General features: G+C 71.1%; 20 protein-coding genes. 13 read left to right on the plus strand and 7 right to left on the minus strand.

The features are described 5' to 3' along the window. Window positions 1-498, minus strand: a 498-nt coding sequence (locus IT371_19460; protein ID MCC6749852.1) for a hypothetical protein, incomplete at its 3' end; no start/stop codon positions are given. 418 nt (window positions 499-916) lie between these two features. Between IT371_19460 and IT371_19465 the strand changes: the two genes are divergently transcribed. Continuing rightward, the gene (locus IT371_19465) at window positions 917-2,413 is read left to right on the plus strand and encodes a hypothetical protein (GenBank protein ID MCC6749853.1); all 1,497 of its coding nucleotides are present in this window, start codon (window positions 917-919) and stop codon (window positions 2,411-2,413) included. A 513-nt stretch (window positions 2,414-2,926) separates the two neighbouring features. Here IT371_19465 and IT371_19470 read toward each other — a convergent pair. From IT371_19470 to IT371_19480, 3 genes are all read right to left on the minus strand, one after another. Further along, window positions 2,927-4,387, minus strand: a complete 1,461-nt coding sequence (locus tag IT371_19470; GenBank protein MCC6749854.1) for a hypothetical protein — start codon at window positions 4,385-4,387, stop codon at window positions 2,927-2,929. Further along, the gene (locus IT371_19475; GenBank protein ID MCC6749855.1) at window positions 4,384-4,749 is read right to left on the minus strand and encodes a hypothetical protein; all 366 of its coding nucleotides are present in this window, start codon (window positions 4,747-4,749) and stop codon (window positions 4,384-4,386) included. The genes IT371_19470 and IT371_19475 overlap by 4 nt, the downstream gene beginning before the upstream one ends. A 64-nt stretch (window positions 4,750-4,813) precedes the next feature. Beyond that, window positions 4,814-6,319, minus strand: a complete 1,506-nt coding sequence (locus IT371_19480) for an FAD-dependent oxidoreductase (GenBank protein ID MCC6749856.1) — start codon at window positions 6,317-6,319, stop codon at window positions 4,814-4,816. A 154-nt stretch (window positions 6,320-6,473) separates the two neighbouring features. On the opposite strand from IT371_19480, the gene IT371_19485 reads away from it, so the two are divergent. From IT371_19485 to IT371_19520, 8 genes are all read left to right on the plus strand, one after another. Then, window positions 6,474-7,547: a squalene/phytoene synthase family protein gene (locus IT371_19485; GenBank protein MCC6749857.1), complete on the plus strand. Its 1,074-nt coding sequence runs from the start codon at window positions 6,474-6,476 to the stop codon at window positions 7,545-7,547. Continuing rightward, the gene (locus tag IT371_19490; protein ID MCC6749858.1) at window positions 7,547-8,530 is read left to right on the plus strand and encodes a 4-hydroxy-3-methylbut-2-enyl diphosphate reductase; all 984 of its coding nucleotides are present in this window, start codon (window positions 7,547-7,549) and stop codon (window positions 8,528-8,530) included. The genes IT371_19485 and IT371_19490 overlap by 1 nt, the downstream gene beginning before the upstream one ends. Before the next feature lie 188 nt (window positions 8,531-8,718). Continuing rightward, window positions 8,719-9,549: a C40 family peptidase gene (locus IT371_19495; GenBank protein MCC6749859.1), complete on the plus strand. Its 831-nt coding sequence runs from the start codon at window positions 8,719-8,721 to the stop codon at window positions 9,547-9,549. Window positions 9,550-9,729: 180 nt separating this feature from the next. Continuing rightward, complete coding sequence (locus IT371_19500) at window positions 9,730-11,034, plus strand: hypothetical protein (protein ID MCC6749860.1); 1,305 nt, start codon at window positions 9,730-9,732, stop codon at window positions 11,032-11,034. Between the two features lie 64 nt (window positions 11,035-11,098). Beyond that, window positions 11,099-12,496 (plus strand): hypothetical protein, encoded by a 1,398-nt coding sequence (locus IT371_19505; GenBank protein MCC6749861.1) that lies wholly within the window; start codon window positions 11,099-11,101, stop codon window positions 12,494-12,496. 231 nt (window positions 12,497-12,727) lie between these two features. Continuing rightward, window positions 12,728-13,120: a CoA-binding protein gene (locus tag IT371_19510; protein ID MCC6749862.1), complete on the plus strand. Its 393-nt coding sequence runs from the start codon at window positions 12,728-12,730 to the stop codon at window positions 13,118-13,120. Next, window positions 13,117-14,433, plus strand: a complete 1,317-nt coding sequence (locus IT371_19515) for a hypothetical protein (GenBank protein ID MCC6749863.1) — start codon at window positions 13,117-13,119, stop codon at window positions 14,431-14,433. Before IT371_19510 ends, IT371_19515 begins: the two co-directional genes overlap by 4 nt. Window positions 14,434-14,492: 59 nt before the next feature. Continuing rightward, window positions 14,493-15,833 carry a glycoside hydrolase family 3 protein gene (locus IT371_19520; protein ID MCC6749864.1) on the plus strand — a complete coding sequence of 447 codons (1,341 nt, stop codon included), beginning with the start codon at window positions 14,493-14,495 and terminating at the stop codon, window positions 15,831-15,833. Between the two features lie 13 nt (window positions 15,834-15,846). Here IT371_19520 and IT371_19525 read toward each other — a convergent pair whose 3' ends face one another. Then, on the minus strand, window positions 15,847-17,031 hold the full coding sequence (locus IT371_19525) for an aminotransferase class V-fold PLP-dependent enzyme (protein ID MCC6749865.1): 1,185 nt from the start codon (window positions 17,029-17,031) through the stop codon (window positions 15,847-15,849). Window positions 17,032-17,178: 147 nt separating this feature from the next. Between IT371_19525 and nadA the strand changes: the two genes are divergently transcribed. From nadA to IT371_19540, 3 genes are read left to right on the plus strand one after another with little or no spacing between them, the layout of a single operon-like run. Beyond that, window positions 17,179-18,399, plus strand: a complete 1,221-nt coding sequence (nadA, locus tag IT371_19530; GenBank protein ID MCC6749866.1) for a quinolinate synthase NadA — start codon at window positions 17,179-17,181, stop codon at window positions 18,397-18,399. Between the two features lies 1 nt (window position 18,400). After that, window positions 18,401-18,823 carry a cytochrome c gene (locus IT371_19535; protein MCC6749867.1) on the plus strand — a complete coding sequence of 141 codons (423 nt, stop codon included), beginning with the start codon at window positions 18,401-18,403 and terminating at the stop codon, window positions 18,821-18,823. After that, window positions 18,820-20,202, plus strand: a complete 1,383-nt coding sequence (locus tag IT371_19540; GenBank protein ID MCC6749868.1) for a cellulase family glycosylhydrolase — start codon at window positions 18,820-18,822, stop codon at window positions 20,200-20,202. The genes IT371_19535 and IT371_19540 overlap by 4 nt, the downstream gene beginning before the upstream one ends. A gap of 22 nt (window positions 20,203-20,224) precedes the next feature. Here IT371_19540 and IT371_19545 read toward each other — a convergent pair whose 3' ends face one another. Both IT371_19545 and IT371_19550 read right to left on the minus strand, forming a co-directional pair. Next, window positions 20,225-21,082 (minus strand): hypothetical protein, encoded by an 858-nt coding sequence (locus IT371_19545; protein MCC6749869.1) that lies wholly within the window; start codon window positions 21,080-21,082, stop codon window positions 20,225-20,227. A 58-nt stretch (window positions 21,083-21,140) separates the two neighbouring features. Next, window positions 21,141-22,472 carry a metallophosphoesterase family protein gene (locus tag IT371_19550; protein MCC6749870.1) on the minus strand — a complete coding sequence of 444 codons (1,332 nt, stop codon included), beginning with the start codon at window positions 22,470-22,472 and terminating at the stop codon, window positions 21,141-21,143. Between the two features lie 323 nt (window positions 22,473-22,795). Here IT371_19550 and IT371_19555 point away from each other — a divergent pair, with 323 nt between their 5' ends. Then, window positions 22,796-23,686 carry a hydroxyacid dehydrogenase gene (locus tag IT371_19555; GenBank protein MCC6749871.1) on the plus strand — a complete coding sequence of 297 codons (891 nt, stop codon included), beginning with the start codon at window positions 22,796-22,798 and terminating at the stop codon, window positions 23,684-23,686. Window positions 23,687-23,694 lie beyond the last annotated feature (8 nt).

The following is a 23,694-nucleotide window of genomic DNA, read 5'->3' on the forward strand; positions in this document are numbered from 1 at the left end:
GAGCAGCTGACCCTTACGATTCCGCCCAAATAGCGAGGAGGTGCAGTGTGAAGCGTTCTTCAGTACGTAGGCGAGGGCTGCGCGCACCTCACTCGGTGTGCGCAGGATGTGCTGATGGTAGCGGTCCCGAAAGACCTGCCCCTTGCGGCCCGCCGTGCGGTTGAGCGCGTGCGCGAGGCGGATCGCCAGCGCGCGGAGGCCTCGCATGAGCACCTCCCGGTCCTTGGCCTCCGTCACGAGGTGCAGGTGGTTCTTCTGGATCGAGTAGTGCGCGAGGTTCAGGCCGAACCGCCCCGCCGACTTCACAAAGGCCTTCTCGATCGCCCGGAGCTGCTTCTTGCTCCGCAGGTTCGGCAGCCCCTCCACCACCTTCATCGTGACGTGCACCGGGAATCGGCTCGCGAGGAGCGGTCGCGCCCGATGCGGCAAGCCGCTCCCCGGCTGCTTCTTCCGCCCCGCACCCGTACGCTTCCCACCCCACCCCTTCGCCTCCCGCATAGGCAACGGAAGCTGCTGCACAGAACCCGCCGGCGAACGTGTGCCCGAAGACCGGTCACCTCCCGAGGAGGATTCGTGTTTGCGTGCCATCATGAATAAGGCCAATACTAGCAGAACGCTGGTTTGACGTCAAGAGATGTCCTTGCACGAACACACAAACACAACAAACAAACGCCCCCCTCCCCGCGGCACCGATCCACCTCCACCGCCCGCGTGTGCTCCCGGGCGCTCGCGCTCGCCGCGGCCTGGAGACGCGCCGCCGTGCGCCTCACCCTCTACGGAACGGCCAAGAGCACCCTCTGGGTGGCCGACTTCCTGGACTGAATCGGGTCACCTGGGCCACGATCGCTCGCGTCTAGCTTCGCTGCGCGGCTCCAACGACTGCGTGCCGCCCATTCGACGCGCAAGGAGGACGACCTTGAACCAGTATCCTCGAGCGCGCTCTCTAGTCCTCGCCGGCTGCTTGGCGTGGCTGTCGAGCTGCGACGATCCCCAGATTTTTCCCGTCGACGGAGGCCAGCCGGCGAAGTCGGACGCGACTGCTCGCGCCGACGGCGGCGCGCCAGCCCCGGGGGCGTGGGTCGCGACAGTGAACCCGACCGACTACCACGATTCGAGCGGAGTGGCGCTCGTGCGCGATCGGTCGGGGGACCTGTTCGTGGCCGGCACGTTCTACGGCGAGGCGCGCCTCGGTGACCGCCAGCTCAAGGCGGTCGGGGAGCAGGACATCTTTCTCGCGCGCTACGCCGCCGACGGGAAGCTCCGCTGGGTCAAGACCTGGGGGGGATCGGACCACGACACCGTGGTGTCAATGGTGCTCGGGACGGCCGGCGAGCTCTACCTCGGCGGCGCGATCTCGACGCAGGTGGACTTCGATGGGCAGCCTGCGCGCTCGCTCTCCGGCCAGAACGCGTTCGTGGCGCGGCTCGACGCGAGCGACGGCCGTGTGCGGTGGGTGCGCGTGGGGGCGAGCGCGGTGGACTCGAGCGTGACGCGGCTCGCGGTCGGTCTGCGGGGAGGTGTCTACGCGGCCGGGACCTCCGAGACCGAGCTTGGATTCGCCGAGGCGCCCCCGCGGCGGCGTCCTCGTCCCGCGCCCACGGCGTCATCCCGCGTCTTCGTCGTGCGGCTCGGTGCCGACGGCAAGCAGGAGAGTCTGCACCGTCCGGTAGAGAACACGCGCTGCGAGGGTTTCGTGGTGGACGGGGACGGAGCCTCCTATCTCGCCTGCGCCTTCATCGGCGAGGTCCGGATCGACGGCGCGGTGCTCAAGAGTCAGGGCGGCTCGAGCGCTACGATAGATGAGGGCGACGGGCTTCTGCTCAAGATGGCGGCCGACGGGCGCCTGCTCTGGCACCGCGTGCTCACCGGTCCCAGGGACGACCGCTTCACCGACCTCGCCCGCGACGTCTCGGGAGAGGTATGGGCCGTCGGTCGGTTCGTCGGCCCGGCGACCTTCGCGGGTCAGTCGCTCGCGGCGCAGGGAACGCGGGGCGACCTCCTGCTCGCGCGTCTCTCGAGCGACGGTGTGCTCGTCGGAGCGCGCACCGACGGCGCGCCGGAGGTGGACCCCTTGCCGCTCAAGGTCACGCCCGACGGTCGAGGCGGGGTGCTCGTGGCCGGTCGGTTCGGTGGCTCGAGCTGGCGCCTCGGGCCGGTGACGGCGAGAGGTGCGCCAGAGGGGGGCGCGCTCTTCGTCACGCGCTACGACGGCAAGGCCGAGCCGGTCTGGGTCACCACCGCCGTCGCGACGGATCGGGGTGTGGTCACCGCCCGAGACGTGCTCGGTAGCGCTGGCCAGGTCATGACCGTGACCGGCTCCTACCTCGGGGAGACGACCTTCGACGGCGTGAAGACCCCGGTGGGTCCCTCCCTGCCGCGCCAGGGCTTCGTCTGGCAGACGGTGGCGCCGTGAGCCGGCCCGCGGACGTGGGGCGCTGGTCGTGCTGGCCGCGCCTCGTCGCGGCGAGGCCGCCCAGGCGCTGAATCAGCGCGGGGTGATCGCGCAGGCCCCGTCGAAGATCGCGGCCACGCGAGTCCTACGCGCCTGGGCCTTCAGCGCTTGATAGACCCTGCAGGTCGATCTGGAGCCGCGGGGGAGCTGTCGATGGTCCGGCGGTCCGTGGCCAGCGCACCGTCAGCCTGGCCGCCGTCCTCGTGCGCCGGTTTCGCACTGCAGCTACCGAGCAGGAGCAGCGCGAGGCCCGTGGTGAGCCGTACCATTAGATGATGCAGTCATGCGACGAATGTAGCGGTAGATGACGCCGGCCGAGACGCGACCGCAGCTCCGTCGAGGCGGCGAGGTCCGTGCGTGCCGGACTCGCGGCATCATCCGACCCGGCGGGTGCCGTGCTGCCGCACGCCGTGAGGAGGGGGAGCGCGAGCACCCAGAAGCCCCGGGGTGCGACCCGAAGGACGTTCAGCGCGCTCAGTACCATGCGCGGACGTATAGCATGCCGTCCAGGCCGCTCGTGACCTTGGTGGTGCCGCCGCCTCCGCTCCGCCGCCAGCGCACCTCGCCCGTGAGTGAAAGGCCGGGGAGCGCAATCCAGTCGCCGCCCCAGCTCACGCGGTGGACCTGGTCCCCGGCCACGCGCAGATCGGGGTCCGAGAGATCGTACTTCACCCGCAGGTTGAGCCCGTTGAAGGGCAGGTAGTCGAGCTCCTGGTAGAGCGCGAGCTGCGCCGCGTGGCTGTCCGAGAGCTCGCGCTGGTGCGAGCCGAAGGCCAGCTCCCCGAGGTACGTGAGCGGCACGCGGTCCGAGAAGTACCAGGGGTTGAAGCCCCACTGCAGGCTCAGGCTCCGCGTGTCGCCGCCGTCGAGGGAGCTGCGCTCGCGCACCATGCCGCTCACGCCGAGCTGCCAGCCGAGGTCGCGCCAGCCCGCGCTCGCCGCCAGGCCCCAGCCCTTCACCCCGACGAAAGGCGGCATCCCCGTCTCGTCGACGGCGCTCGTCGGGACGTGCTCCTTCGGCCCCGGTCGAAAGACCGCCAGATGAAAGTAGGGGTAGTTCGGCGCGAAGCCGACCTCCACCCCCGTCACGCGGCTCTCCAGGATCCCGAGGTCGAGCTCGAAGTCGCGCCGGATGGGCGAGGTGTGGTCGTCGAGGTGCGTGCCGAAGGGGGGCAGAAAGCGCCCCACGCGCACGTAGCTCCGGAAGGGGAGCTCGTGCAGCATCAGGAAGACGTCCTTGACCATGAAGGGCACGTGCTCGGCGAAGGTCGCGGCGAAGCTCTTCGACTTGGCCAGCACGCCGGCCGTCACCGAGGCGGTCAGGTGCTCCACCGGGTGCAGCGCGAGGTGCGTGTCGAGCTGCATGGGAAAGACGTTCACCTTCTCTTCGACGAACCAGCTCGCGAGACGGAGGTCGAGGCCGAGGAGCAGCAGCGGATCCGCGCGGAGGCCGGCGTAGCGGTCCTGATCGAAGGCCATCTTCGAGCGCTTGCCGAGCGGCCGCCCCCACGCCAGGTCGGGGAGGCGGTTTCGCCGCACCTGCTCGCGGTTCAGGAACTTCAAGAGGTGCCGGTTCCAGTCCTTGTAGCCGCGGTGCGAGGCGTAGAGCATGGGCAAGGTGCTCTGGCCGAAGAAGCGGCCCGAGACGGTGCGCAGCCCGCCGCCGGTCGGATTCACGTGGCAGGTCATGCAGGAGAGGTTGCACTTGCGCTCGCGCAGGCGCGGGTTCTTCCAGGCGTTCGGAACCGTGTGGCAGTTGTCGCAGGTGCGGCCCTCGCGCGCTCCGTAGAGCGGCAGAGCCTCGGCGCGGGGGACGAGGTCGACCGCGCGCCTGGTGGGCCGATTCACCGCGAGGAGCAGCGCCGCCAGCGCGACCGGCACCGCCACGGCGAAGCGCGCCCCGACTCGCCGCCAACGCGCACGCGCGAGCCTCATGGGGGATACCCCACCTTGCTCCAGCGTACGAGCACCGCCTTCTCCCAGCTCGTGACCCGGCGCGCGGCCCCGGGGGGCATCTTGTCCTTCTTGAGGACGTTGGTCTCGATGCCGTGGTAGCCCGCCACGGTGCCCTCGTAGGTGGTGTAGTTCTGATCGCTCTCCTCGCCGCGCTTGCCGGGTCGGGTCGTCTCCGAGTGGCAGGGCACGCAGTAGTGGCTGACGATCGGCTGGATGTGCACCGCGTAGGTCGGGACGGCCGGGATACTCTCGGGGGCCACGTCCTCGAGCGCGAGGTCTCCGCAGCCGGTGGCGAGGAGCCCAGCGAGGAGAACCCGGACGCGAAGCCGATCGAAGGACATGCGTCCGAGAAGCCTATCGCGGAGGCCCGGCGGGCTCAAGGCGCGAGCGCCGCACTGTCACGGCTCAGCGGATGGCGAAGTGCTTACGCCAGAAGCGCGGGATGCGCATCGTCGGCAGGTAGTTCCAGGTGTGGCCGGTGAGGAGCGCGGAGCGATCGATGCGCGGGTCGAACCACGCGAGCTCCGTCGGGCGGCCCACCTGCCGGAGGATCTCCTCGGCGGCGCGCCACCCGGCGTAGACCGCGCTCTCCATCGACGCGGGGAAGTTCGTGCGTACCCAGTCCCCCGCCAGCAAGAGGTCCGCGATGGAGGTGCGCACGGGGAGGCGCAGCTTCTCGCTCCCCGGATGCGGGCAGTGGATGGCCATCGGGATGCGATGCACGACCGCGTGAAGCAGCTTGGCCTGCTTTACCTCGGGCAGGTACTCGCTCATCTCGCGGATCACCGACGCGATCACCTCGTCGTCGGTCATGGCCGGCAGCCGCCGCGTGTTGATGATGTTGGTCCCGATGAAGGAGGGACGGTCGCGCCACCCGCGGTAGATGTTCGAGAAGTCGTAGAAGTCGCAGTTGATGCTGCGCGGAGAGCGATAGCGGGCCCAGAAGGGACGCCGCGTGAGCTTGCGATCGAACCAGAGGTACGGGCTGATGTACGGGCAGGGCTCGAGCTGGCTCAGCGCCTCGAACTCGGGCAGCCGCGCGCGCCATTCGGCAGGCAGCAGCGCGTGGAGCGCCTGGGGCGGCACCGCGCCGACGGTGAGGCGCGCCTCGATCGCCCGTCCGTCGGCGAGGGTCACCCCCGTGACGCGGCCGGGGGTGCCGCGGAAGGCGCGCGCCGGGCAGGAGAGCCAGACCTCGCCCCCGTCGCGCTCGATGGCGGCCTTCGCCGCGGGAGCGAAGAGGTCACCGAGGCCTCCGTCGGAGAAGCCGATGCCGAGCGAGCGATGCCCGGTGAGGTGCTTGTGAAAGCGCAGGAGCGCCGCGGCGGAGCATTGCTCGAGGGGCACGTTCAAGATGGCGAGCGCGGTGAACTGCCAGAAGCGCTCGATGAAGGCCTCGGAGACGCCGAACTCGCGCAGCACGTCGATGGCCCGGCGGTCGTCGAAGGAGAGGATCTCGTCCTCGGTGGCTTGCAGCGCGAAGGCCGTGATGGGGATGGTGCTGAGCCGGTCCCAGGTGCTGAGCTCCCGGTCCACGTAGGCGCTCGGCATCTGGTGAAAGGGGGACGGCAGCGGCGCGGCGCGGATCGGCAGCTCCTTGGCGCCGTCGACGAGGAAGATGAACTCGCCGGCGGGCTGGAAGATCACCTTGTGGCTGGTCCCGAGGCGGTCGAGCAGCCGGAACATGTTCGGGTAGGGGTTCAGCAGGATGTGCGGGCCGATGTGGACCGGGTCGCCCGTGGTGGGCTCGGTCCAGCTCTGCGCGCGTCCGCCGAGCCGGCTGTCCTGCTCGATCACGGTCACCTTCAGGCCGCTGCCCCGCAGGCCCACCGCGCAGGTCAGGCCGGCCAGGCCGCCACCGACGATGAGCACGTCGGTCTTCACGGTCTTCGCCTGCTCGTCGGTCATCATGGCGCCTATATATAAGGAAAGCAGGCGCCTGGCCAGCGCGTCGCGTCATGAGGCGCCTTCGCCGGTTGAAGGGGTCAGGTCCGGTGTGTATGCTGCGCCGCGGTTCGGCCGGGCGCGTGGCCCGCGAGCCGCGCATCCGCGTGGAGGGAGGTCGATGAGCGTGACGAGCGTGACGAGCGCGCAGGGAGGTGCCGAGCAAGATCCGTGGCCCTTCTGCCACCAGATCCTCCCCGATGTGTCGCGCACCTTTGCGCTGACGATCCCCGTTTTGCCCCGTCGGCTCGCAGACAGCGTCTGCTGCGCCTATCTCATCTGCCGCATCGCGGACACGGTGGAGGACCGTCCGGACGTGACGGAGCCGCAGCGGCGGCACCTCTTCAAGCTGCTCGAGCGCCTGCTCGACGAGCCCGCGGACGCCCAGGCCCTCGCCGCGTTCGACGACGCCTGGCCCGACGATCCGGCGAGCCCGTACCAGACGCTGATGCGCGGCACGCGCACGGTGATGACGGCCTACGGCACGCTGCCCGCGTCGCATCGCGCGGCGGTGGCCGACTGCGCGCGCGAGATGATGCAGGGGATGGGGCAGATGATCCACCGCCCGGCCGTCGACGGGGTGGTCTACGTTTGCGCCGACCTGCCGGAGCTCGAGCGCTACTGTCACTTCGTCGCCGGGACGGTGGGGCTCATGCTCACGCGGCTCTTCGACGCGCACCTCGGGGCGGGCAACGGGTTTTCCGCCCCGGAGCGCGCCGAGGAGGGGAGACGCTTCGGCCTCGCGCTGCAGCTCACGAACATCCTCAAGGACCACGTGACGGACGTGGAGCGCGGGGTGAGCTTCCTCGCGCGCGAATGGCTGGCCGCGGGCGAGAAGGCGGGTCCGCTCTCTCCGGCCCACCTGGCGGAGCTCGTGCGCCATACGCTCGGGCACCTGGACACGGCGGAGGCCTACACCCTCGCCTTGCCGGCCTCCTCCGACGGGACGGGGATGCGGCTCTTCTGCCTCTGGGCCTTCTGGATGGCCGCGGCGACCTTGCGCGAGGTGGCGCGCGCCCGCGACGCCGTGCCGAAGATCGACCGTAACGAGGTGGCCGAGATCATCGAATACACGAAGGCCCACGTTCTCGACGACGCGGCGCTGCGTCGGCGTTACGACCGCTACCGTCAGGAGGCGCTCGCGGCCGCGGAGGCGGCGGGCGGAGCCGTCGGAGGCGTTTCCCTCGGGAGGTGATGATGAAAGTCGTGCTCGCGCGTCCCCGGGGGGTGTGCGCCGGCGTGGATCGCGCCGTGCGGATCGTGGAGCTGGCCCTCGAACGCTTCGGCCCGCCGGTCTACGTGCGCAAGGAGATCGTGCACAACCGCTTCATCGTCGAGGACCTGCGCAAGAAGGGCGCCGTCTTCGTCGAGGAGCTGGTCGAGGTGCCGCGCGGCGGGCTGGTGATCTTCTCGGCGCACGGCGTCTCCCCCGAGGTGCCGCGCCAGGCCCAGGAGATGGGGCTCCGCGCGATCGACGCCACCTGTCCGCTCGTGGCGAAGGTGCACCACGAGGTCTTGCGCTACGTGGGCAAGGACTACCACCTGGTGCTCATCGGGCATAAGGGGCACGACGAGGTGGTGGGGACGCTGGGGCACGCGCCCGAGGAGATCACGCTGGTCGAGAACGCGGCCGACGCCGAGCGCGTGGAGCTGCCGACCGACCGGCCGATGATGGTGCTGACGCAGACCACGCTCTCGATGGACGACGCGGCGGGCACCATGGCGGTCCTCAAGCGGCGCTTCCCGAACCTGGAGCTCCCGCCCTCGGACGACATCTGCTACGCGACGCAGAACCGGCAGAACGCGGTGAAGGAGGTCACCACCAAGGTGGACCTCGTGCTGGTCGTGGGCAGCCAGAACTCGTCGAACGCGAAGCGCCTGGTCGAGGTGGCGCAGGCGCGCGGCATCGCCGGGCAGCTCATCGACAGCGAGGCGGAGCTGCGGCCGGAGTGGCTCGCGGGGGTCTCGTCGGTGGGCGTCACGTCGGGGGCATCGACCCCCGAGGTGCTCGTGCAGCGGGTCATCGAGCGGCTGAAGGAGCTCGGCGCCACCGAGGTGGAGCTCTGCGACACGGTGGACGAGCACGTGGTCTTCACGCTGCCGGCGGAGCTCAGGGCCGCGCCGTCCCCGCTGGCGCCGACCGCCCCGTCGACGCCGACTCCACCGTCGGGGCTCTGAGGGGGGTGGTGGGCGCGATGCCGTTTGTCGAGGCCCCGGCCTCCACCGGACCGCTGGAGACTCTGGCCACCCGCCCCTGGGATTCGACCGCCTCGGCGACCGGCGGTATCGAGCGCAACCCTGTGACATCACGATCGGCGGCCGGACCTGCTAGCGTGGCCTGCAGCGTGCATATCCCTCATTGGACCATGATTACCCGTCGTCGTTTCGCCCGAGCCCTTGGGTCCTACGGGACCCGCGCGCTGGTCGTGTTGCTTTCGGGCCTGGCCGCCTGCGATGCGGGGCCCAGCCGGCGCCGAGGGGAAGCGGACGGCGCGGCGGTGGCCGAAGGCGATGGGGCTGCGAGCCAGGGCGGGCTCGACGGTGGCGTGGCGGGTGACGGGGGGTATCGCTTGCCCGTCGGAGACCTGGGCCGCGCGGCCGGCGACTCCCGCGCCAAGACCGACCAGGGTCCCGGCTGCACGCTCTCCCCCGCGGAGTACGAGGCCTCGCTCACGGCGGACTTCGCCTCGCGCGATCAACTGCCGCAGAGCCCCATCCCCAAGGCCGACTGGAACAAATACGAAGGCGGACCGTGGGCCGCGAAGTACCCCAAGCCCAAGATTCCCGCCTGCGTGGACCCCCTCCAGTGGCAGCGGGACCGCGCGGTGGCCGTGGCGAAGAAGTACGTCGGGAAAGTGCCGTACATGCACGCGCACATCCCGGCCTTCGGCGGGCTCGACTGCTCGAACTTCACCTCGTGGGTCTACAACTACGGGCTCGGCATCCAGTTCGATTCGGGGGTGGCGAACCAGGGGGAGACCGTGGGGCGCAAGCTCGGGGCCAAGGAGGCGCTGAAGGCCGGCGACCTGCTCTTCTTCTCCGCGACCGCCGGCGGCCCCTCCACGCACTCGGCGGTCTTCGTCGAGGGAGACAAGTTCATCCACTCGAATCCTACCCCGCAGAACGGCGTGCAGAACGGCACCCTGACCGACTGGTACAAGGACAAGTACACGCACGCGCGGCGGATCGTGGAGTAGCGCGAAGGTCCTTTCCGGCCAGGGGTGGCCGATCTGGTCGCCCCCCCTCCTCTCCGAAGGTCAGTCGGCTTTTCGTTCGCAGTCGGGTCCGTCGCAAGAGTATTTCCGGCGCGTTAGCTCATGGTCCGGAGCTTGCTCATCCGGCTTTCGGACCCGCTGGTCCGACAGTCGGAGATGACCATGACGATGCAACCTTCGCGCGGCCTGAGGCTCTGGGCCGCGCTGTTCCTCTTCGTCGCCGGTGGCGAAGGTTCGGCGGCGGCACGCCAGGGAGCCCGCGACCTCGGGCCGGCGGGGACCGAAACGCGGCCCCTCGAAGCGCAGACCTACTACCAGCTGAAGCGGCGGACCGTGGAGGAGGGCAAGCAGGGCGCGCTGAAGCGAGAGCGCCGGCGGCTCACGCCCCGCTTCGCCCACACCCCCTATCGGAAGCCCGAATGGGAGCAGCACCTCGTGCTGGACCGCAGCGGCGGGGCGGAGGGCTACCGCGTCGCAAAGGTCATCCCGACGGAGAATCTCACCGAGGAGCAGCAGGAGGTGCTGCGGCTGGTGAACCTCGCGCGTCGCAAGGGCTCCAAGGCCGACCAGCAGGCCGCTGATGGGATCCGCTTCCGCGAGCTCCCCTATCGGCTGGATCAGCGCTTCGAAGGAACCGACGTGCGTGCGGCGATCACCGCGGCGAAGGCCCTCGAGAAGCAGGGCGTACGTCTCACGCCGGCCGCCATTCAGACCGAGAACTCTTCGGCCTGGCTCTACCTCGTCACGCTTTCGAGGGCGTTCTCCCGCGTCGCGTTCTCCTACGCGAAGGACCCCGAAAAGCAGCTCCGCGGGGGCAGGCTGCACGAATACGCCGCCGCGACGCGCGCCGACGAGCGGGCCCTCGCCCCCTACGCGAAGAAGATCGCGTCGGCCTTCACGCCCCGGCAGTCTGTCGAGCTGCTCTATGCGCTCGTGGACAAGACCTACGATCCGTCGAGCTACTGGGAGCCGCTCACTGGCGACGTCACCGCCGTGGTGTCGACGCTCTTCAACGTGAACCAGCTCGCCGAGAGGCAGGCCCTGATCCTCGGCCACGTGCGGGGACGCCTGCGGACGGCGATCCGGACCATGGACGCCGCGCTCCTGCGCCAGGCGGCGCAGCCGCAGGCCGAGGGGATCGCCGCCGAGGTGACCCAGGCGCAGACCGCGCTCCTGCGGACCCTCTGGGTGGCGCGGAACACGGCCCGCGTGGCCGACGAAGTGCTGAGCAACCGGGGAGGGAACGGCGACGGGAAGTACTTCGAAGAGGCGTCCGACGCCTTCTACCAGCTCACCGAGAGGCTGCCGGGGTCTGTGCAAGCGCGCAGAGAGCGTCTCGACCGGCGGCAGGCCGGGCCGGGCGCGGCTGCCGGGGACCAGGTCGCAACCCCGACGGGTGCGCAGACGCTGGCCGCGGAGTACGCCCAGCTCCTCGCGCGGATCGCGCCGCGGCCGGCCGGCGACTGAGCCGTACGAATTCCAAACTAGCGGAGGCCATCCCGCGGTGCGGGCCCGGGCCTTGGAGGATCTCATGACCACCTATCGTTCGCGCGGCCTCGTGCTCTCGGCGGCGCTCCTCACCATCGCCACGCTGGGGCTCACCCCCGCCCTGGCCTTCAAGGGACACAAGCGGGTCACTTCCGACGGGCGTCGCCTGCGCGGCGACCTCGAGAAGCGCGCCGGAGACCGCGCGGTCGGTCGGGCCCTGATGCGCGAGCGCATCGCCGCGCGTCGAGGCAGCGTTGCACCCGAGGTCATCGCGCAGCTCGAGCCGAACCAGCTCTTCGACGCGACGGAGAAGCTGAAGGACGACGGGGCCGCGCGGGCCCGCCTCCAGCAGCGCCGTCGTCGTACCCCCGTGCTCGAGGGAGAGGCGTACGGCCAGGCAGAGTGGCAGAAGCATTTCGTGCTGGTCGAGAGCCTCGACGGGTATCGCGTGGCCAAGGCGATCCCGAAGACGGGCCTGAGCGCGGACCAGCAGGAGCTCGCCACGCTCGTGCAGCATGGGCGCAAGGGCCCCGACAACGTCCGCGCCGCGGCCGAGGGAGTGCGTTTCCGCCACCTGCCGTACCTCGTCGATCAGCGCTTCGTGGGGACCGAGGTGCGCGGGACGCTGAACGCGCTGAAGGCGCTCGAGGCGCAGGGCGTGCGGCTCACTCCGGAGGCAATCCAGACCGATCGCTCCCAGGCCTGGCTCTACCTGCACACCCTGGCTCAGGCCGTCTGGCCGATGGTCCATTCCACCGCGAAGGACCCCATGCGGCAGCTTCGCGGTGGGCACGCCTACGAGTACGTGCCCTTCACCAAAGCCGACGAGCGGGCGGTCGCGCCGTATCTGGCCAAGGTGGCGGAGGCCTTCGGTCCGCGGCAGACCACCGAGTACCTCTATCGCACCGTCGACGCGACGTACCGCTCCGGGAGCCACTGGGAGAGCGTGGACAACGACGTGGAGCGGGTGGTCACCAGCCTGCTCTGGGCCAACCGCGTGGGCGAGAAGCCGCAGGTCGTGATCGGAGCGATGCGCGAGCGGGTGGTCTCGGCGATCCAGGCGGTCGACGCGGCGCTCTCGCGCAAGGCGCGGCATCCGCGCCACGAAGGGATCGCGACCGAGGTGCAGCAGGCGATCACGAAGCTCGAGCGCACGCTCTGGGCGGCGCGCAACACCTTCCGCGTGGCAGACGAGCTCCTGACGCCGGGGGGCCGACAGGGCGACGGGAAGTACTTCCGTCGGCACAAGGAAGCGGTGCGGAGGCTCGAGGAGCTCTTGCCAGGAGCCGGTCGCGAGCGCGTGGCGCTCTTCGCCGCGAAGCCCGGCGAGGGCGGGACCCGCAACCAGGAGCAGCTCCGGGCGCTCCTGCCCGAGAAGACGCTCGTCGAGCAGGGCGCGAAGTTCCTGGAGGTCCTGTCGTCGCCAGCGGGTGGCCGGTAGACGAATATCGCGCGGAGCCGCAGCCGCAGCGGGCGGCCCGCCAGGTCTGAGGAGGACGGGATGCGTCGGAGAGCGAGCAGGTGGATTCGGGGCAGCATCGGACTCTCGTTCGGCGCGCTGCTGGCGAGCGTCGCGGGCGACGCAACGGCGGAGCAGAGGCCGGGTCACCCGGCGGCGGTGGGCGCGACCCCCGAGCTGCGCCGCGTCTTTCGCAACCCGTCGAGCGAGCAGATGCGAGGCCTGCTGACGCAGGTGCGCCGCGTGGCCGTGGTGGGGCTCTCCGACCGACCGGAACGGCCGAGCTTCCACGTGGCCGAGTACCTGCGCGCGCAGGGCTACGAGGTGATCCCCGTGAACCCGACGCTGCGCGAGTGGCAGGGGCTGCGCTGCTACGCCTCGCTGCGGGACGTTCCCGGGGCGATCGACCTCGTGAACGTCTTCCGCCGCAGCGCCGAGGTGGGGCCGATCGTGGAGGAGGCCATCGCCGTGGGGGCGCGCAGCTTGTGGATGCAGCTCGGCGTGGCCAATACCGAGGCGGCGCTCCGGGCGCAGGCCGCGGGGCTGACGGTGGTCGAGAACCGCTGCATCCTGGTCGAGCACCAGCGACACTTCGGGCCCCAATGATTGGTGCTTCCCCGCGGGCGAGGCTGGGCGCGCTGCTGCTCGGGGCGCTCGCGGCGTGCTCCCAGACGCCGAGCGTTCGCTCGACCGACGGTCCGGCCGGTGCGGGCGATCTCGCGAGCACCGAGCTCGGTTCGCGCCGCGACGGACCGGTTGCCGGGAGCGACGGGGCGGGAGGCGACGGGCCCCGCTCGGATGGGCCCCGGGGAGACAGCGCGACGAAAGACGGCGCGGGCCCGCGGGACGGGAGCGCGGGCAGCTCCAGCGCGGCGGCCCTGGCCAAGAAGCTCGGCCGACCGGCGCGGTTTCTCGTCGGCATGGGCAACGACCTGGACGCCGATCACAACAAGGACGGCGCCTACACCCTCGGCGTGACGCTCGACCTGCACTACTGCTACCTCACGGGGTTGAAGGGGCAGGGCGGGTGGCCCGACTGGAACGCGAACGGCGGCTTCGTGGACCTCATGGCCAGCACCGCCAGGGCCCACGGCGTGGTGCCCATGTTCTCGCTCTACGGCATGGCGGCCGCGGGGGAGGGGAACCTCTCCTCGCTCGCGAACGACGGCTACATGAAGGCCTACTGGGAGAGCGCGCGCCTGCTCTTCCAGCGGCTCGGCGCCTTCGGACAGCCGGCGGTCGTGCACTTCGAAGCGGACTTCTGGGGCTTCGCCCAGCAGAAGGCCCCGGGGGGCGATCCGACGAAGGTGGCGGCCAAGGTCGGGGCCTTCGCCTCGGAGTGCTCGGCGCTGCCGGCGACGCTCGTGGGCGTGGGCCGGTGTCTGGTGAAGCTCGCGCGCACCTACGCGCCGAAGACCGTCGTGGGCTTTCACGCCTCGCGCTGGGCCGGCACCGCGACGGCGATCGCGACCTTTCTGACGCAGGTGGGCGCGGGCGAAGCGGACCTGGTGGTGATCGAGACGCTGGACCGGGACGCGGGCTGCTTCGAGGCGCACGTGGACCCGAACTGCCAGCGCAACGACGGGCCCTGGTACTGGGACGCCACCAACAAGACGAGCCCCAACTTCGCCGAGCACCTGGCCTGGGCGAAGTCCATCTCGCAGGGGGTGGGCAAGCCGCTGCTCTGGTGGCAGATGCCCTTCGGCGTGCCGAGCGCGACCCCCGGCGGCAGCGCCGGGCGCTACCGGGACAACCGCGTGAAGTACCTGTTCGACCACGTGCCCGAGTTCGTGGCGGCGGGGGGCGTGGGGGCGACCTTCGGTGTGGGGGCGGGCAACCAGACCTACATCACCACCGACGGCGGCCAGTTCAAGGCGGCCGTGACCAAGTACTTCGCGGCCCCGACGCCCCTGCCGTAGCGGCGGCGCGAGGTCCGGAGCGGCTTGCGCGGCGCGCGGGGCCACAGTAAGCAAAGGCCATGCGCCACGTTCTGCCGCTTCTCGCGGTCTGCCTCGGGAGCTCGCTCACGACGTTCGGCTCGGGGTGCTCGTCACCGCCGGCGTCGTCGGTGGACGGCGCAGTCGCCGACGCCGCGTCCCCGATTTCGGACGGCCGCGTCGATGCGCCGCCTCCTTCGGCCGAGCTCGGGCCGCGCCTGGACGGAAGCGACCCGCTCGCGGCCTTCATCCAGCGGCTCACGCCCAGGCAGCGGGTGGGGCAGCTCCTCTTTGCCCGCTATGCCGCGAGCTGTGCGCAGATCGCCGAGCTTCAGCCGGGTGGCGTGGTCTACCACGGCAGCGACGTGACCACCGAGGGAGCGCTCCGTCAGGCCAACCTGGCGCTGCAGCGCTGCGCGCAGACGAACGGCCTGAGCGCGGCCGTCTTCGCCTCCACGAACCACGAAGGGGGGCGCGTGCATTACTTCGAGGCGCCGTCGCAGGTCACGCGCTTTCCCTCGGCCAAGCTGCAGTGCGATCGGGGGACGGATTACGTCTACCAGGTCTCGCGCGCGCAGGCGGAGGAGCTCCTCTATACGGGGATCGACGTGACGCTCGGGCCCGACGCCGACGTGCTCGTGGTGGGGAGCAACGTGATCGGGGACCGCGCCTACGCGTCCGATCCGAAGCGCGCCGCCGATTGCGTGACGGCGGCGTTGCGCGGCTACCACGAGGGGAAGGTCCTGACCACGCTCAAGCACTTCCCGGGGCACGGCGGAACGGCGTCGGACACGCACCTCGGCCTGGCCGTGGACCCGAGCAGCGTCGCGGCGCTCGAGCAGACGCACCTCGTGCCCTTCTGGCAGGGGCTCAGGCAGAGTCCCCAGGCGGCCTTCGTGATGGTGAGTCACGTGGTCTATCGAGCGATCGACCCGAGCTGGCCCGCGACGCTCTCGCCCGCGGTCGTCGCGCTGCTCCGGGGCCGGCAGGACCCGCGCTTCGCCGGGGTGACGGTCACCGACGATCTCAACATGCAGGCCATCACGCGCTACTGGCCGCTCGAGCAGGCCGCGGCGCTCTCGCTCCTCGCCGGGGCCGACATGCTGATGACGGGCACCGTCGTGGACGCGGTGAAGGCGCGCGACCTGCTCGTCAAGGCCTGGGACGGCGGGCTCGAGCTGAACGTGAAGGATCTGACGGGCGCGAGCCGCGTGGTCAAGGCCACGGCCCAGGAGGTGCAGACCCGCGTGAACGACGCGCTCGCGCGCATCCTGGCGGTGAAGCAGCGGGCGGGGCTCCTCGACCTGCCCGCGGCGATCCAGCGCCTCGAGCAGGCGCCCGTACCCGACTGGGCGGCGCACCGCAAGCTGGCGACGCAATAGATTTACCTTCGCGTCAGCGCGCCTCGCTGAGCGCGCGCACGAAGCGTTCCAGCTCTTCCTCCGTGTTGTAGTAGTGCACCGAGGCGCGCAGCAGGTCGGGCAGTCCCCGGGCCTGCATGTCGAGAAGCGTGGAGCTTCGTCGCGAGACCGAGACGTTGATCCCCTTCTGGCGCAAGCGTGCGCAGAGCGCGTCGGGGGACGACCCCGCGACGGTGAAGCTCACGAGGCCGCACGGCGCGCGCCCGAGGTCGTGCACGGCGACGTCGGGCAGCTCGGTCAGTCGTTCGCGGAGCGCCCGGCCGAGCACCGAGATCCGGGTCCAGATCGGCTCCGGGCCGAAGTCGAGGGCGTAGGCCAGCGCGGCTCCCAGCCCGAGTTTCGCACCCACGTTGCTCTCCCAGGTCTCGAAGCGCGTCGCGCCGGGGTTCACGTCGTAGCGCTCGGGGCTGACCCAGGTGGCGCCGTGGAGGTCGAGGAAGATCGGCTCGAGTCGCGCGCAGAGGGCGCGTTCGACGTAGAGCAGCCCCGTGCCCCGAGGGCCACGCAGGTACTTGCGCCCGGCTGCCACGAGGAGCTGGCACCCGAGCTCGCGCACGTCGAGGGGGAGCTGGCCCGCGGACTGGCACGCGTCGAGCAGCACGGTGGCGCCCACGCTTCGGGCGAGGCGTCCCACCTCGGCCGCCGGCTGCACCAGGCCCCCGTTCGTCGGGACGTGCGTGAGGGCCACGAGCTTGACCCGCTCGTCGAGCTGGCGCTCCAGGGCCGCGAGGTCGAGCTGGCCCGTCTCGTCGTCGGGGAGGACCTCGAGGGTCGCGCCGGTGCGCCGCGCGAGCTGCAGGAGGCCGATGTAGTTGCTCGCGTACTCGGAGCGCGCGGTGAGGATGCGATCCCCGGGGGCGAGCGGAAGGCTGTGCGCCGCGAGATCCCACGCGCGGGTGGCGCTGTCCAGCACCGCCACCTCGTCCGGCGCGCAGCCGAGGAGCCGCGCCGCGTGGTCGTAGACCTCCGCCAGCCGCGGGGCAGCCTCCGCCTCGGCCTCGTACCCGCCGACCTCGGCCTCGCGTCGAAGGTGGGCGCCGACCGCTTCGATCACGCACGACGGCATGAGCGAGGCACCGGCGTTGTTCAGGTGCAGGACGCGCTCGCAGCCGGGGGTCTCGGCTCGGGCGCGCCGTACGTCCAGCGGTGAGGGGCGCATCAGGTCAGCATACCGCAGGCGCTCCGCCGAGCGTGCCGAGCCGCGGCGCTTCGTCGGGGATCTCATCGTCGGGGGTTGGCCACCGCCCGCAGGCCCGCATAGAATACGCGGCACCGGGCCGGCGCCCGGGATGAGGGCGGCGAAGCCATGCAACACGACATCAGCCAGCGTTTCACGGCCGAGGAGACCTGCGCGCCGCTCGATCGGCAGCCCGAGGAGGCGGTGCTCGCGGAGCTCCGCGCGCTCGTGGCGGAGGTCCAGGGCCGGTCGCTCTTCCTCATCCATTACTACCAGCCCACCTGGATCAAGCGCCTCTTGCGCGAGGCCGGGGCGCAGCTCGTCGAGGCCGATTCGCAGGCGCTGGCGCGGGCGGGACGAGAGAGCGACCGGGAGCTGCTCGTCTGCATCACCGTGCCGTTCATGGCCGGGTCGTCGGCGATCCTCGCGCGGCCCGAGCAGCAGGTGGTGCTCGCCGACGTGGACGCGGGCTGCTCGCTCGAGGCCTCGGCCCCCGAGGACCTCGTGGTCGAGATGCTGGAGCGCACGGCCCTCCTCGCCCCGACGGTGCACGACGCGCGGACGCTGCAGCGGGGCCAGTTCATCCCCGTCTGCTACACCAACGTGAGCGCGCAGGTGAAGGCCGTGACGGGGGAGTTCGGTGGCATCATCTGCACCTCGTCGAACGCCACGAACGCGGTGCGCTGGGTGCTCGAGCGCGGAGGGTGTCCGGTCTTTCTGCCGGACCAGCATCTGGCGGCGAACGTGGCGGCGGAGCTCGGCCTCTCGCGGCTGGCCTTCTGGCGGCACACGGAGCGCGACGGCGGGCTGACCGACACCGAGCTCCGCGAGGCGGAGCTGGTGGTCTGGACCGGCGAGTGCAACGTGCACGTCAAGACCGAGGCCGAGGTGATCGAGGCCTTCGTGGCGCGCCACCCGCGAGGACATCTGCTACTCCATCCCGAGGTGCCGCACGCGCACGTTCGCGTGGCCCTCGCGCGAGCGGGGCGCGAGCACGTGGGAGTGGGGAGTACGCGCTTCATCCACCAGCGCCTGGCGCAGCTCGCCGAGGCGGAGCCGGGGGCGACGGTGGGGATCGCGACGGAGACGAACTTCGTCTCGGAGCTCCAGGAGGCCTACCGGGGCAAGCTCGAGGTGCAGAACCTGCTCCGCAACGTCTGCGCGTGCGTGCACATGCGCACGCGGCCCGAAGCGCTGCTCGGCGCGCTGCGGGCCATCACCTCGGGGGCGCTCGAGCGTTCGCGGCACCTGGTCCATCTGAGTTCCGACGTGCGGACGCTGGCCCTCGCCGCGCTCGAACGCTCTCTGATGCTCAAGGACGAGCCCTTCACCCTCAACTGGACGGCGTGAAATGAGACCAACGACGATCGTCGCGTGGGTGGGCCTCGGCCTGCTCGCCGCGGGGTGCGTACCCAAGCCCAAGCAGGACTACACCCTCGAGCAGATCCCGCAGATCCCGACGCTGAAGGAGCTGATGCACTTCCAAGCGCACACGGTCGATCCGTGGTTCGGCAAGCGCAAGCAGAAGAGCTTCAGCGCCGAGGAGCACGAGGCGCTCGTCGGCGTGGGCCAGAAGCTCGTGGCCACCGCCGCGCTCCTGCGGGACAAGTTCGCGCAGCAGAAGGCGCCGAGCTTCGCCACCTACGCCGGTCAGATGCACGGCGAGTCGGGCAAGCTCGTGACCGCCGCCCAGGCGAAGAACGCGAGCGGGGTCTCCGACGCTCTCGAGGGAGTGCGCAAGGCCTGCGCCGCCTGTCACACCGAGTACAAGTGAGTGGCGGCGGCCGCGCGCTCGTCGGGCTGAGCCTCGTCGGGCTCGCGTCCTTCGGGTGCGTGGCCGACGACGGCGTGCCCCCGACGCGCCTCGCGGTGCGCGATGGTTTTCTGCGCGACGCCGACGGGAGGGCCGTGATCCTGCGGGGGGTCAACCTCTCGGGCGAGCACAAGCGGACCTCTCGCTTCGCGTGGCACCGAGCCGAGGACTTCCGGCGGGTGCGAACGGACTGGGGGCTGAACGCGGTGCGCCTGCTCGTGGCGTGGGCGGCGGTGGAGCCCGAGCGTGGACGCATCGACCGCGACTACCTGGAGCGCCTGGCCGAGCGGGTGCGGTGGGCCGAGGAGGCCGGGCTCCTGGTCGTGCTCGATCTGCACCAGGACGTCTGGGGCGAGGGCTTCCCCGAGGGAAACGGCGCGCCGCGCTGGACCTGCCCCGAGGAGAACTACGCCCGGCACAAGGTGCCCGAGCTGTGGCTCCTGGCCTACGCCACGCCGGAGGTGACCGGCTGCTTCGACGGCTTCTGGCGGGACGGCGCGCTGCAGGAACGCTATGCGGAGGCCTGGGCCGCGGTCGCGCGGCGCTTGGCGGGCTCGCGCGCCGTGGTCGGCTTCGACGTGATGAACGAGCCGCACTGGGGGAGCCATCCGGTCTGGAGCTTCGAGGCCGCGCGGTTGCAGCCGTTCTACGAACGGGTCAGCGCGCGCGTGCAGGCCGAGGCCCCGCACTGGCTTCCTTTCCTGGAGCCCGCGGCGAGCCGCAACATGGGCCTCCCGACGGGGCTCCGGCCGATCGCGGGGCGACCCTTCGTGTACGCGCCGCACAGCTACGACGCGACGGCGGAGCAGGGGCTCGGTTTCTCCGAGGAGCGCAGGCAAGCCGTGGTCGATCACGTGGCGGCGCTGGCGGCGGACGCGCGGGCTCTCGGCGCACCGCTCTGGCTCGGCGAGTACGGGGGCGTCGCGGGTCATCCGGGGATCGCGGCCTACCTGGACGCGGAGTACGCGGCGGCCGGGGCCGTGGCGGCGGGGACGATGGTCTGGCACTACGGGAAGGACGCCGGGTACGGGCTGCTCGACGAGACGGGGCGTGAGAAACCGGAGCTCCTGGCGTCGCTCGTCCGGCCCTATCCGTCGCGCGTCGCAGGAAGACCGCGGCGCTACGGGTTCGAGCCGGGGGCGCGGCGCTTCGAGGTGGTCTTCGACCCGGACCCGGAGAGCGCGGCACCCACGGAGCTCGTCGTTCCGCCCCGCGTCTACCGGGCCGGGTATCGCGTGCTCTGCGACGGCTGCGTTCACGAGGTAGATGGGGACACGTTGCGCATCGGCCAGGCCCCGACCAGCCGACCGGCGCGCGTGGTGCTCGAGCCGCGGCAGTAGCGCCGGGCCCTGACCCCTCACCTCACGGGGCGAACCAGCGCGAGCGGAGCTGCAGCACGACGTTGATCGAGCTGCCGGCTATCGGGATGGCCGGGGTCTGGGTCGAGGTGACGGGATCTCCGACGGACGGGTCGGTGGAGGTGCCGATCGGCCCGCTCTCCTTCAGGAAGGCCCACAGATAGACGGGGTAGCCGGCGGGCACCTTGGAGAGGGTGAAGGGCACCGTCTGTCCGCCGCTCAGGTCGGCGTAGGGGAGCGAGCGGCCGGCGAGCAGCGAGAGCGTGTCGAAGGGGGGGAACGCGCGGCTGTAGACGCCGACGAAGAGCTCTCCCTTGCAGTCCTTGTCGGCAGCGCCCGAGCAGGTGAGCAGGCCGCTCGTCTTGAGCGAGAGGGTGCCGGTGATCTGGCCGAAGGGATTCGGCAGGGTCCCGACGTCGAAGGAGGGGATCTTGGCGTCCGCCGGCTGCAGTCCGAGGTCCACGGCCAGGAGCCGTTGATCTGGCGCGGTGGCCCCGCGGTCGGCACTCGAGGCGCCGCGATCTGCGATCGACGCCCCGCCCTCGCCGACGGAGGTCTTGCTGTCGCGCGCGCCGCCGCGGTCGGCTCGCGAGATGAGGCCGTCGGACCCGGGACCATCGGGCCGGGCGCCGTCGCCGTCGCCGGGCGTCCGCAGACCGTCCGTTCCGCCGGGAAGCGCGCCGTCGGTCAGCCCGAGGCTGCCGTCGGCCATCTGACCCGAGAAGCTCTCCGCGGCGAAGCCTCCCCGCACGCAGGCGGGGAGCGCGGCGCAGAGGAGGAGCGGCAGGGCGAGGGGGGCGCGCGCGCGGTGTGCAGAAAACCTGCACACTGTCCGGCCGGGGGGGAGAGCGCCGCGTCGCATCGTCGGTGAGGACCTCCCTTTCAGTCTATCACCGGTGCGCGCGCTGCTCGAATCGCGATCACGGCGGAGGTGGGTGCGTGTCGCAGCTCTGCCCCTCCGGGTCGCGCTTGCCGATCTCGTGGCGGTCGAGCTCCCGTCCGTCCTCGGCGAGGGCGCGCAAGACGAGGCGCGTGGGCTCGAGCTCGACCAGCACCAGATGAAAGCCCGTCGCCGCCGCGGGGCGTGCAGGGCTCGTCTTGCCGGGAAAGGGGACCGGGAAGGCGCCGCCGCCGGCGGAGGTCACGTAGACCGTTCCCCTCTCACCTGGGGCTACAGGGCAGGGGGACGGGCTCGCGCCGTTCGCGCAGCGGGAGGCGGCGAAGCGCTCGTACCAGTGGTTGTGCCCCGCGAGTACGAGGTCCACGCGGTGCTTGTTCAGGATGGGCACCAGCGCCGCGTTCTGGCCCGCCTCGTTCGGGGGATGGTTGATCGGCCAGATGCGGTGCGTGTAGATCGGTCGGTGCATGAAGACCACGCGCCAGCGGGCGGGGTTCCGCGCGAGAAAGCGGTCCAGCCAGCGGGCCTGCTCGGCGAACGGGCGCGCCCCGCCGCGGAAGGTCTCCGTCGAGAGCGCGACGATGACGGCGTTGCCGTAGCGGAAGCCGTAGTAGTCCTCGACGCCGTGACCGCCGAGGGCCCGTGCGGCGCGCGGCAGGAGCAGCAGGCGGTTGTAGTTCGCGCGTTCGCCTTCCCCGGGGCCGTCGTCGTGGTTCCCGAGCGCGTACATGATCGGCAGCCGCGCCGCCACGAGCTCGCTCGTGCGCACGTGGTGGGCCCATTGCACCGGCTTGCGGCCGTCGTGGACGATGTCTCCTCCGTGCAAGATCAGCGCAGCCCCCCGGGTGAGGGCCTGGGCGGCGAGGAGCGGCCAGCGCGCGCTCGCCCCGAAGCCCTTCTGCCAGCCCTCGGCGCGGGAGTCGGCCGCGTAGGCCAGCCGCACGTGGCCGCAGACGGGGTGCGGTGCGGGAGCGGTGCGGAAGCGGTACTCCGTCGAGAAGCCGCCCCGCGGTCCGCCCGCGCGATAGACGTAGGTCGCGCCCGGGGCGAGGCCCGTGAGGACTACCTCGCTCAGGGTCCCGAGAGGGCCGCCGAGCGGGCGCGTGACTCCGACCGTGCGCTGCCACGGGCGTGCCGCCGCGCCGTCGCCGCCGAGGCCTCGGGGCGGTACCGGCCGGTACTCGACCACCGCCTCCGGGGCGCCGTCGACGGTGTTCCAGGCCACTCCCATGGAGGTGTGGGCCGGTTCGACCACCGAGAGGCGCACTCCCTCGGGGCGGGCGCGAGCGACTCCGCTTCCGAGGAGAAAGACGCCGACTGCGGTAAGGGTGGCGCACACCATCCGACGCGTCATGGGCCGCGCATCTTGCCGCACGCGGATCCCCTCCCGCAAGGAGCGCGGGCGCCGCCCTTCCGACGGGCCGCCGACCGTCCGGCGTCGCGTCCTCGCTCTAGGCGTCCCCGCATTCTTGACCTGCATCAGCTTCGGCCCCTCCTCGGAGGCGTCCCGCTCGCGGAATGCGCCGCGATGTGTTAGATCCCCGCCATGCGATTCGAGCGTGAGGCGCGTCGCGGCGAGAGCAGTAGGCTCGCCGTAGGGCTCCGGCCCTGCGCGTCTGCGCCCGCCTCGCGCGTGCGTGCCGTATTGCCGATGGGAACCCAACAGGAGAAGAACCGATGCTGATCCTGATTTCGGATGCGTTCGATGCGTCGCTCCCCGGCCGATTGGCCAAGTTCGGGGAGGTCACCGAGGACAAGGCGCGCCTCGCCGAGGCGGAGGTCGTACTCGTGCGCAGCAAGACCAAGTGCACGCGCGAGTATATGGACTCGGCCCCCAAGCTGAAGCTGATCATTCGCGGCGGCGTGGGGCTCGATAACGTGGACGCCGAGGCCGCCAAGCAGAAGGGGATCCGCGTGGACAACACGCCGGAGGCCTCGACGGTGGCGGTGGCCGAGCTGGCCATGGCGCTGATGATCGCCGCGCCGAACCAGCTCACTACGGGGCACAGCGCGATGGTCGAGGGGAAGTGGCTGAAGAACGAGATCAAGCGCACCGAGCTCTACAAGAAGACCCTCGGCTTGATCGGCATCGGGCGCATCGGCTCGGCGGTAGCGCAGCGCGCGAAGGGCTTCGAGATGCGCGTGGTGGCCTACGACGCGTACGTCAAGAGCTCGCCGGCGGCGGAGCTCTGGCCGCTCGAGCGCGTGATCGCCGAGTCGGACTACCTCTCGCTGCACACGCCGCTCACGGCCGAGACGCGGCAGATGATCAACGCCGACACGCTCGGCAAGATGAAGAAGGGCGTGATCATCGTGAACACCGGCCGCGGCGAGTGCGTCGACGAGGCGGCGCTGGCGAAGGCCCTCGAGAGCGGGCACGTCGGCTGCTACGCCACGGACGTCTGGACCAGCGACCCGCCCCCGACCGATTGCCCGCTGCTCAAGGCGCCGCGCGTGATCATGATGCCGCACGTGGGGGGCAGCAGTAAGGAGAACCTCGGCCGCATCGGCGATCAGGTGGTCGAGAAGATCGGCGCGTACCTGAGCGAAAAGGAGAAGCGATCGTGACCAAGCGC

The sequence above is a fragment of the Deltaproteobacteria bacterium genome, from assembly GCA_020848905.1.
GTDB lineage: Bacteria > Myxococcota_A > Polyangia.

What these genes read in the sequence shown, in the direction of transcription:
- IT371_19510 (MCC6749862.1), top strand. Translation starts at nt 12,728, where the DNA reads ATGCGAGGCCTGCTGACGCAGGTGCGCCGCGTGGCCGTGGTGGGGCTC.
- IT371_19480 (MCC6749856.1), bottom strand. Translation starts at nt 6,319, where the DNA reads ATGATGACCGACGAGCAGGCGAAGACCGTGAAGACCGACGTGCTCATC.
- IT371_19505 (MCC6749861.1), top strand. Translation starts at nt 11,099, where the DNA reads ATGACCACCTATCGTTCGCGCGGCCTCGTGCTCTCGGCGGCGCTCCTC.
- IT371_19470 (MCC6749854.1), bottom strand. Translation starts at nt 4,387, where the DNA reads ATGAGGCTCGCGCGTGCGCGTTGGCGGCGAGTCGGGGCGCGCTTCGCC.
- IT371_19500 (MCC6749860.1), top strand. Translation starts at nt 9,730, where the DNA reads ATGACGATGCAACCTTCGCGCGGCCTGAGGCTCTGGGCCGCGCTGTTC.
- IT371_19520 (MCC6749864.1), top strand. Translation starts at nt 14,493, where the DNA reads ATGCGCCACGTTCTGCCGCTTCTCGCGGTCTGCCTCGGGAGCTCGCTC.
- IT371_19475 (MCC6749855.1), bottom strand. Translation starts at nt 4,749, where the DNA reads ATGTCCTTCGATCGGCTTCGCGTCCGGGTTCTCCTCGCTGGGCTCCTC.
- IT371_19545 (MCC6749869.1), bottom strand. Translation starts at nt 21,082, where the DNA reads ATGCGACGCGGCGCTCTCCCCCCCGGCCGGACAGTGTGCAGGTTTTCT.
- IT371_19550 (MCC6749870.1), bottom strand. Translation starts at nt 22,472, where the DNA reads ATGACGCGTCGGATGGTGTGCGCCACCCTTACCGCAGTCGGCGTCTTT.
- IT371_19535 (MCC6749867.1), top strand. Translation starts at nt 18,401, where the DNA reads ATGAGACCAACGACGATCGTCGCGTGGGTGGGCCTCGGCCTGCTCGCC.
- IT371_19495 (MCC6749859.1), top strand. Translation starts at nt 8,719, where the DNA reads ATGATTACCCGTCGTCGTTTCGCCCGAGCCCTTGGGTCCTACGGGACC.
- IT371_19485 (MCC6749857.1), top strand. Translation starts at nt 6,474, where the DNA reads ATGAGCGTGACGAGCGTGACGAGCGCGCAGGGAGGTGCCGAGCAAGAT.
- IT371_19490 (MCC6749858.1), top strand. Translation starts at nt 7,547, where the DNA reads ATGATGAAAGTCGTGCTCGCGCGTCCCCGGGGGGTGTGCGCCGGCGTG.
- IT371_19515 (MCC6749863.1), top strand. Translation starts at nt 13,117, where the DNA reads ATGATTGGTGCTTCCCCGCGGGCGAGGCTGGGCGCGCTGCTGCTCGGG.
- nadA (MCC6749866.1), top strand. Translation starts at nt 17,179, where the DNA reads ATGCAACACGACATCAGCCAGCGTTTCACGGCCGAGGAGACCTGCGCG.
- IT371_19555 (MCC6749871.1), top strand. Translation starts at nt 22,796, where the DNA reads ATGCTGATCCTGATTTCGGATGCGTTCGATGCGTCGCTCCCCGGCCGA.
- IT371_19525 (MCC6749865.1), bottom strand. Translation starts at nt 17,031, where the DNA reads ATGCGCCCCTCACCGCTGGACGTACGGCGCGCCCGAGCCGAGACCCCC.